Origin of the sequence: Kitasatospora putterlickiae (assembly GCF_039527695.1) — a bacterium.
In the GTDB taxonomy this organism is placed as follows: domain Bacteria; phylum Actinomycetota; class Actinomycetes; order Streptomycetales; family Streptomycetaceae; genus Kitasatospora; species Kitasatospora putterlickiae.
In genome coordinates this window covers 8,241-16,678 of the sequence record NZ_BAAAKJ010000427.1, presented here as the reverse complement: position 1 = coordinate 16,678, position 8,438 = coordinate 8,241, and the positions used below count along the sequence as shown (strand labels likewise).

Annotated in this window: 6 protein-coding genes and 1 pseudogene; 2 read left to right on the top strand and 5 right to left on the bottom strand. The window is 74.6% G+C overall.

Annotated features, from left to right (window positions below):
• Positions 1 to 454: pseudogene (locus ABD308_RS35410) on the bottom strand (hypothetical protein); the annotation flags it as partial.
• Positions 455 to 696: 242 nt separating this feature from the next.
• Positions 697 to 2,223: a CehA/McbA family metallohydrolase gene (locus ABD308_RS35405; RefSeq protein WP_425554927.1), complete on the bottom strand. Its 1,527-nt coding sequence runs from the start codon at positions 2,221 to 2,223 to the stop codon at positions 697 to 699.
• Between the two features lie 245 nt (positions 2,224 to 2,468).
• Here ABD308_RS35405 and ABD308_RS35400 point away from each other — a divergent pair, with 245 nt between their 5' ends.
• Positions 2,469 to 3,392: a polysaccharide deacetylase family protein gene (locus ABD308_RS35400; RefSeq protein WP_344344139.1), complete on the top strand. Its 924-nt coding sequence runs from the start codon at positions 2,469 to 2,471 to the stop codon at positions 3,390 to 3,392.
• A 45-nt stretch (positions 3,393 to 3,437) separates the two neighbouring features.
• On the opposite strand, the gene ABD308_RS35395 is transcribed toward ABD308_RS35400, so the two are convergent.
• A complete protein-coding gene (locus ABD308_RS35395; protein ID WP_344344137.1) occupies positions 3,438 to 4,607 on the bottom strand; it encodes a sensor histidine kinase in 1,170 nt (389 codons plus the stop codon).
• Positions 4,608 to 4,698: 91 nt separating this feature from the next.
• A complete protein-coding gene (locus ABD308_RS35390; protein WP_344344135.1) occupies positions 4,699 to 5,283 on the bottom strand; it encodes a hypothetical protein in 585 nt (194 codons plus the stop codon).
• Between the two features lie 255 nt (positions 5,284 to 5,538).
• Between ABD308_RS35390 and ABD308_RS35385 the strand changes: the two genes are divergently transcribed.
• A complete protein-coding gene (locus ABD308_RS35385) occupies positions 5,539 to 6,096 on the top strand; it encodes a response regulator (protein ID WP_344344133.1) in 558 nt (185 codons plus the stop codon).
• Positions 6,097 to 6,100: 4 nt separating this feature from the next.
• Here ABD308_RS35385 and ABD308_RS35380 read toward each other — a convergent pair whose 3' ends face one another.
• Positions 6,101 to 8,314: a tetratricopeptide repeat protein gene (locus ABD308_RS35380; RefSeq protein WP_344344131.1), complete on the bottom strand. Its 2,214-nt coding sequence runs from the start codon at positions 8,312 to 8,314 to the stop codon at positions 6,101 to 6,103.
• Positions 8,315 to 8,438 lie beyond the last annotated feature (124 nt).

Below are 8,438 nucleotides of genomic sequence, written 5' to 3'. Positions count from 1 at the left end.
TCACCTCGGCGGCGTCGGCCCCCGCGTCACCCGCCGAGCCGCCCGCCGAACCACCCGCCTCCGCCACCGTGCCCCCGTGCAGCACCACGTAGTGCAACGCCGCCCCCGTGGCCCGGCTCTCCCGGCGGAAGGCGTCCAGCGCCGTCGGCGCGACCGAGCCCTCCACCACCACCTGGTAGCCGCCCGAGGCGAACGCGAAGGCCGCCTGCGCGGTGGCCGCCAGCGCGGTCACGTTCTGCCGTCGCGCCTCCGGCCGGTCGGCCTCCACGTACCCCTGCCGGACCGCCCGCCGGAAGTCCTCCGCGCGCAGGTGGACGCTCGGGTGGAGCGCGTCCGCGACCAGCGGGGCGACCGCGCCGCTCCCGGCGCCGGCGGCCGGGTCGGAGAGGACGACCACGCTGCCCGCCCCCCGTCCGCCTCCGAGCTCCGGCCCACCTACGGTCGTACGGTTCACAGCTGCTGATCCCTTCGCGGGCCGGGGACGGACGGGGAGCCGGGGCGGGACGGCCGGAGTGGGCGCGGGCGAACCCGGCCATACGGACAGCCGACCGTCTCGTCATATCGAGTGACTGCTGTCGGAGATCAACCTAGTCCACCGCACACCCCGGAGTCCTCCCCTCCCCGGACCTCCCACCGTCCCGCCGCCGACCGCTCGCCGCGCGTCGGCCGTACCTCCTCCTGCCGGCGGCCTCCCCGCTACCCGCGCGCCCGCAGCACGATCGGATTGGTCAGCGCCGCCATCGCTCCCCACGGCAGGTCCGGGCCCATCGAGTTGCCCCGCCCCGGCGACCCGTCCGCCCTCGGGTGCCGCACCTCGGCCCGGACGTACGCGGCGAGCGAGGCCGTGGTCCGCCACACCACCGTGCCCGCGCCGTCGGCCGGCAGCGACTCCTGGTGCAGCTGCCCCTCGTCGGTCAGGAACCGCACCGTGCCGTTCGGCACCCCGGAGACGGCGAGCCGGACGTCCACCGGCGCGTCCGCCGGCACGGTCAGCTCCTCGCCGATCCCGGCCTGCCGGCCGCCCCCGGTCGCGGTGAAGTCCAGCTGGACGGCCGCCGATTCGGCCAGCCAGCTGCGCCCGGCGCGCAGGCCGTCCAGGACGGCGTCACGGTTGAGGTCCTCGGCGAACACCACGGTGTGGGGGGAGCCGATCACCTGCGGGACGTTGTGCGCGTCGCTGTTGCCCATCGCGGGCGGCCAGGACCGCCCCTCGCGCAGCGCCACCGCCAGCCCGGCGTCCCAGGTGTCCACCGCCGACTCGTCATCGTACGTCCACGGGCCGTTCCACACCTCGACGGCGTCCACGTCCTCGTACCCGAACTTCCACTGGCAGCCGACGTACGGGCAGTACGGGTGCGCCGGCACCACCAGCCCGCCCTGCCGCCGCACCTGGCGGGCGAACCGGGGGAAGGCCTCGTCGCGCGAGCGGTAGCGCCAGTCGATGAACTGGCCCGGCCGCAGCCCCAGCGCCAGCCAGTGGCCGTTGCGGGTGGTCACCTCCTCGCCGAGCACGATCAGCAGGTCCGGCCCGGCCAGCGGGCCCCACACGCCGTGGGAGGAGGTGGTGTTGTGGTCGGTCGAGACGATGAAGTCCAGCTTCGCCTCGCGCGCGCCGGCGGCCACCTCGGCGGGCTGGCGGCGCCCGTCCGAGTGCACGGTGTGCAGGTGGCAGTCGCCCCGGTACCAGGCGCGCCCGCGTCCCCGGGCACGCTCCGGCGGGTAGGCGGGGGTGAACTCGGCGCCCGGCGCGCCGAACCGCAGCGTCACCTCGACCCGGTACTCCAGACCCTGCGGCGCCACCTGGTACGGGCCCAGCACGACGTGCCACCGGCCCGGGCGGATCGGGCCCGGCAGGTAGCCGGGGGTGGCCTGCTCCCGGCTCACCGCGAACTCCGTCCGGAAGCCGCCCGACCAGCCGCGGAAGCCGCGCCCGCCGAGGTCGGTGCCGCGCTCGTCGAACAGCCCGATGTCGCAGGAGTTGCCCGGGGTACCGGGCGGGACGGTCGGCCTGTCGTACCGGTAGGAGACCGCGATCTCGCGGACGCCGGCGGGGACGTCGAAGGGGAGGTGGACGAAGTCGGGGGCGCCGGTCGGCAGCTCGCCGGTCAGGGTGATCGTCCGCTCGGCCCCGTCCGCCGCCCGGGCGACGCCCGCCGTCGCCGCCGTGGCCGCCGCCACCGCGCCGAGCGCCCCCGCCGCCAGTAACCCGCGCCGGCCCGGCATCGGGTTCTCCTCGTGCACGTGCTCCGTCATCGGAAGCCTCCGCTCTCGCCGGGATGTCAGCGAAGTCTCGTACCCACGCCGATGAACCCCCGGTGAGCCGCGCCCCACGGCCGTGCGGCAGCCCCGTGAAGGCCGTGTCCACGGCCGCCTCGAGGCCGCGCCCGCTTGCACGGGCGGGCGGGGCGGCCCTGAATGGAGGGGAGTGGATCAGCGGTATCTGACGATCGGACAGGTTCGGAGCTCTCATGGCACTCAGTCGGCGGACCCTCCTCGCGGGCTTGGCCGCGGCCACGGCCGCGTCCGGCACCGGCCTGGCCGGCTGCGCGCCCAGGCCGGCCGTCCAGCCGCCGACCGCGGCGCCGCCGACCACGGACGGTCCGACCCCCACGCCTACTCCGACCCCGACCCCCGCGCCCACCCCCTCCGCCGAGCCGCCCTCCGCCGAGGCGTCCGCCGGCCTCCCCACCCGTGCGGCCGTCACCGCCCGCTACGCCGACGCCGCCCCCACCGCCTGGGGCCTCGACGTCCCCGGCGTGCTCGCCACCCTCCCCGAGGCCGCCGCCCCCGCCATCGCCCTCACCTTCGACGCCTGCGGCGGCTCCGGTGGCTCCGGCTACGACGCCGCCCTCGTCGACGCCCTCCGCGCCCATGGCGTCCCCGCCACCCTCTTCCTGAACGCCCGCTGGATCGACGCCAACCCCGCCGTCTTCGACGACCTCGCCGCCGACCCCCTCTTCGAGATCGCCAACCACGGCACCGCCCACCGCCCCCTCTCCGTCACCGGCCGCTCCGCCTACGGCATCGCGGGCACCCGCGACCCCGGCGAGGTCCACGACGAGATCGCGGGCAACCAGGCGAAGCTCACCGCCCTCCTCGGCCACCCGCCCCGGTTCTTCCGCTCGGGCACCGCCCACTACGACGACGTCGCGACCCGCATCGCCGCCGACCTCGGCCAGCGGGTCGCCGGATTCAGCACCAACGCCGACGGCGGCGCCACCCTCCCCGCCGCCCAGGTCCAGGGGGAGCTGGCCGGCGCCGAACCGGGCGGCATCGTCATCGCCCACATGAACCGCCCCGCCTCCGGCACCGCCCGCGGCGTCGCCGCCGCCCTCCCCGCCCTGCTGGCCGCCGGCCGCACCTTCGTCCGGCTCTCGGACGCCTTCGGGTAGCCGCCCGCGCCCCGGAGGCCGCCCGGTGGACGACCCCCGGGGCGCTCACCGCGGCACCGGCGCCGCACCGCTCGCCGTGGACACCGGCAGCGCCGCCGCCACCCGGAACCCGGGTCCGTACGGCTCCGCGCTCAGCAGCCCGCCGTACAGCGCCACCCGCTCCCGCAGTCCGAGCAGCCCGTGCCCGGTGGACAGCCCCCGGCCCACCTCGGACTCCCCGTCGGGCGGCCGCCCCGCGCCGTCGTCCACCACCTCGATGAGCAGCGCCTGGTCCCAGGTGATCCGCACGACCGCGCGGGTCCCGGGGCCGGCGTGCTTGGTGATGTTGGTGGCCGCCTCCTGGATCAGCCGGTAGGCCGTCTGGCCCACGCTGTCGTCGATCCGCACCGGCGTGCCCCGGACCTCCAGCGAGATCCGCACGCCTGCCTTGCGGACGTCCGCCAGCAGCCGCTCCAGATCGCCCAACCCGTGGGTGTACCCCTCCTCCACCGCCGCCTCCGAGCTGCGCAGCAGCCGCAGCATGTGCCGCAGCTCGGCCATCGTCTGCCGGCCGAGCGCCTCGATGTGCGCGAACGCGTCGGCGCGCGCCGGGTCCTCCAGCGCCGTGGCCCGCGCCGTCTCCGCCCGCATCACGATCACCGCGACGGCGTTCGCGACGATGTCGTGCAGCTCCCGCGCGATCCGCACCCGCTCCTGGGTGACCCGCAACCGGGCCTCGGCGACCTCCTCCCGGTGCCGCGCCGCTGCCGTCCTGGTCGCCAGGCTCCACCGCGCGAACCCCCAGACCACCAGCGTCGCCGGGACGTAGAACGCGATGTTCGAGACCAGGACCGGGACGGTCTGCGGGCCCTCGTAGTCGCCGATCGTCTCGGCGATCGCCATCCCCATCGGGACGAGGGCGGCCACCAGCACCGTCGCGGCCACCCGCAGCCGGTACTGCGAGGCGACGGTGTAGAGGGCGATGTACAGGCCGAAGCACGGGGTGTAGTCGAGGGCGTTGGCCCACGAGAGCAGGTCGGACGTGAACGCGATCGCCCACACCACGGCGAAGACCGCCAGCGGACGGCGGCGCCGCATGACCAGCGCCAGTGCCTCGGCGAGCGCGAGCAGCAGCATGCCGATCCGCTGCCGGGTGTCCGCCTCGGGGTCGATCAGCGTGCCGAAGTAGAGCAACTCCGGGATGACCGCCATCACCGCCACCGCGGTGTCCTGCACCCACACCGACTGCAGCCACCGCGCCGCCCCCTGCCGCCGCGCCTGGCCCCGCTCCTGAGCGACCGCCGCCATCACGACCCGCCGCCCCCGCTCACGCCGCCGCCGGGCCGGCGTCCGCCGCCTTCCGCGACGGCGCCCGGCAACAGACCCGGCTGCTGCAGCACGTGCCCTTCGCGTAGTCGCCGGCACTCCCGGTGACCCCGGTCTCGGCCTCGGGCGCCTTGCGCCACCAGGTGTCGGGCGGACCGACCGCTTCCGGCCGCACCACCCGGAACCCCAGCTCGGCGTACGTCGCCCACTGGTCGCCGTGGTTGCGCAGCAGGGCTTCGGCCAACCGCGCACTCGTGACGCTGACGGTCGCCACCGCGAACGGTTCGTCCCAGACCAGGGTCAGTACGGCCGCCGCCGTGGTGATCCCGTCGCCTTCCAGCGCCGCCATGCTGACGCCCCCGACCGGCACGACCGCCCCGTTCTCCCCGCTTCCCGGCGGCGGCGATATCCGGGCCGAGAACCTCCGCCACGGATTGGCCAGCGCCTCGGGCGGATCGGGTACCAGCACCGTCCCCTTACTGGTCAGCAGCCCGTACCCCAGCAGCTCGCCGACCACGCCGCCGCCCTCCTGGGTGTGCACGGTCACCGTCAGCGCGGGGATTCCGCTCACAGGATTGCTACTCATGGTGACACCTCGTGATCATCAATGCCCGCGCTCCATCACGACGGGCGATCTATCCACACCCTCCCTCCACTCCTGTCCCAGGAGCATGAGCCCCCGGCCCCACCTCGGCCCCGACCTGCGGACTTCCGGGCGGCCGTTCGTGGGTGCGCGACCGACCGTCATGACATTTGTCACGGGCCGTCGCTGAGGAAACTCATCACGGTCGGTGAGTGCACGCACTTCTGCGGCCCCGGCCCCGCAGGAAGGCTGAACCCTATGACCGAGCGCCTCCCCGCCCTCCGCCTCCTCCTGGCCGACGACGAGCCCGCCCGCCGGGCCGCCCTGTCCGCGCTGCTGGCCCTGGAGGAGGGCCTGACCGTCATCGCCGAGGCCGACTCCGCCCCGGCGGCGGTGGCCCTGGCCGCGATCCGGCGGCCCGACATCGCCGTCCTCGCCTTCCGCTCGGCCGGCCTCGCCCTGTCGCCGCTACCGGCCTGCCCGACGGTGATCATGACGACCCACGCCCGCCCGGGCGACCTCCGCCGCGCCCTGCGCGCGGGCGCCAGGGCCTACCTGCCGCGCAGCGTCTCCGCCACCGACCTCGCCCACGCCATCCGCACCGTTCACCGGGGCGGCCGCTACCTCGACCCGGACACCCTGGCCCCGGACACCACGGTCCTGACCGCCGAAGAACTCGACGCCCTCGACCTCACCGCCACCGGCGCTCCCGTCCCCCCACAGGCCGCCCGCCATCTCGCCTCCGCCGCCACCAAGCTCGGCACCACCCAGCCGGGCACCGCCCTTCGGCGGGCTCGGCGGCACGGGTGGATCTGAGCGGTCACACGCGTTCGCTCCGCTTGCGGATCGCGACGGCGAGGTTTTCGCGGGTGGTCAGGGTGTGGGGGTGGGTATCGCCGAGGACCTGTTCGGCTTGGGTGAGGGTGGTTTCGAGGAGGGGGATGGCGCGTTGGAGGTCTCCGGCGGATGCGTAGGCCTTGGCGAGGTTGTTGCGGCTGGCCAGGGTGTGGGGGTGGGTATCGCCGAGGACCTGTTCGCGTTGGGTGAGGGTGGTTTCGAGGAGGGGGACGGCGCGTCGGAGGTCTCCGGCGGACTCGTAGGCGCCGGCGAGGTTGTTGCGGATGGCCAGCGTGTGGGGGTGGACGTCGCCGAGGACCTGTTCGGCTTGGGTGAGGGTGGTTTCGAGGAGGGGGATGGCGCGTTGGAGGTCTCCGGCGGACTCGTAGGCGCCGGCGAGGTTGTTGCGGCTGGCCAGCGTGTGGGGGGCGGTCTCGCCGAAGACCTGCTCGCATTGGGTGAGGGTGGTTTCGAGGAGGGGGATGGCGCGTTGGAAGTCCCCGGCGGACTCGTAGGCGTAGGCGAGGTTGTTGCGGCTGGCCAGCGTGTGGGGGGCGGTCTCGCCGAAGACCTGCTCGCATTGGGTGAGGGTGGTTTCGTAGAGGGGGATGGCGCGTTGGAGGTCTCCGGCGGACTCGTAGGCGTAGGCGAGGTTGTTGCGGCTGATCAGGGTGTCGGCGTGGACGTCGCCGAGGACCTGTTCGCGTTGGGTGAGGGTGGTTTCGAGCAGGAGGATGGCGCGTTGGAAGTCCCCGGCGGACTCGTAGGCGCTGGCGAGGTTGTTGCGGCTGGCCAGAGTATGGGGGTGGACGTCACCGAGGACCTGCTCGTTCAGGCGGAGAACGGCGTGTAGGAGAGGGATGGCGCGTGCCGCGTGCCCCTGCTCATTAAGACGGCGGGCCGCGGCGGGATACAGGCCGGCGGCGTGATCGTCCTGCGGGTCGCCGGTCGCGGTGGCGGCGAGGGCGATGAGATGCGGCAGGTGGGTGTCCCACTGCGGGGTCACGTACGGGTGCGGGTGTCTGCCGGGGTTGAGCGCCCGCATCAGGGCGTCCTCCGCCGCGTGGCGGCCGGCCGGGGATCCGTCCGGTTCGGCGGGGGCGGTGTCGCGGAGGACGGTCTGGACGAGGCGGTGGACGCTCACGGTGTCCCTGGTGACGGTGGCCATGCTGTAGGCCTTCAGGAGGCCCAGGGCCTCGTGGAAGTCGTCGTCGTCCGCTGCGCCGAGCAGGGTGATGGGGACGTTGTCGGGCGCGAGCCAGGCGAGGGTGTGCAGGAGGTCGACGGCGAGCGGGTCGCGGGTGGCGAGGGCCTGGAGGGTCTGGGTCCAGATGCGGGTGATGGTCCGCTCGGCGTCGAGTCCGTCGGCGGCCTTGTCGAGTTTGGTGGGCAGGTTTCGCCGGTAGGCGGTGATGGTCATGCTGGGGTTCTGGCGGAGGTAGGCGCCGGCCTGTTCCAGGGCCAGTGGCAGGTAGCCCATCTCGGCGGCGAGTTCGTGTGCTTCCTGGCGTTCGCGTGCGGTCGGGGCGCCGTCGGGGAAGGCGTAGCCGCAGATCAGCTCGGTCGCCTCATGGGGGTCGAGGGTGCCGAGCGGGTAGGTGCGGACACTCCAGGGCCAGCCGGTGGCGCGGCGGCTGGTGATGAGGTGGTGGCCGCCGCTGAGGGCGCCGAGGTAGCGCTTCAGATCGCCGGGGTCCTCGACGTTGTCGAACAGCAGCAGCCAGCCGGGGTGCCACTGCAGCCAGGCCATCGCCCACTCGGCCCGCTGCTCCTGGGAGACGGTCCCGGGCCAGGTCGGCCGCAGCCGCCGGGCCAGCTCCGCCAGGGACTGTTCGATCGCGGCCGCGCTGTCGGCGGTGATCCACCAGATGGCCGTGTACTCGCGGCGGAACCGGTGGGCGTAGGCCAGCGCGAGGGTGCTCTTGCCGACCCCGCCGAGGCCGTGCACCGTTGACGCCTGGGTGATCGCGGTCCCGCCCGCCTCGGTGAGCGTGGTGCGGAGCCAGGCGAGGGCGTCCTCGCGTCCGACACACCGCGGGGGCTGATCGAGGTTGGTGAAGTCGGGCGGGGCCTGGACGTCGCGGGCCGCGTTGAGGACTTCCGCGGGCAGGCCGATGACGTCGCCGGTGTGAGCGGTGCCAATGCTGTGCGCCGCGACGGATCCCGGCCCCGCCGCCTCGTAGCTGCCGCCGTTCACTCGCCCGCGCGGTGGCCGTCGCCCGTGATGGCGGTGGTGATGGTGTGGGCGGCGATGGACCGCTCGCCGGAGGCCGTGATGGTCACGGCCCCGGCGGGCCCCCCCCGCAGGAAAGCCGGGGGTT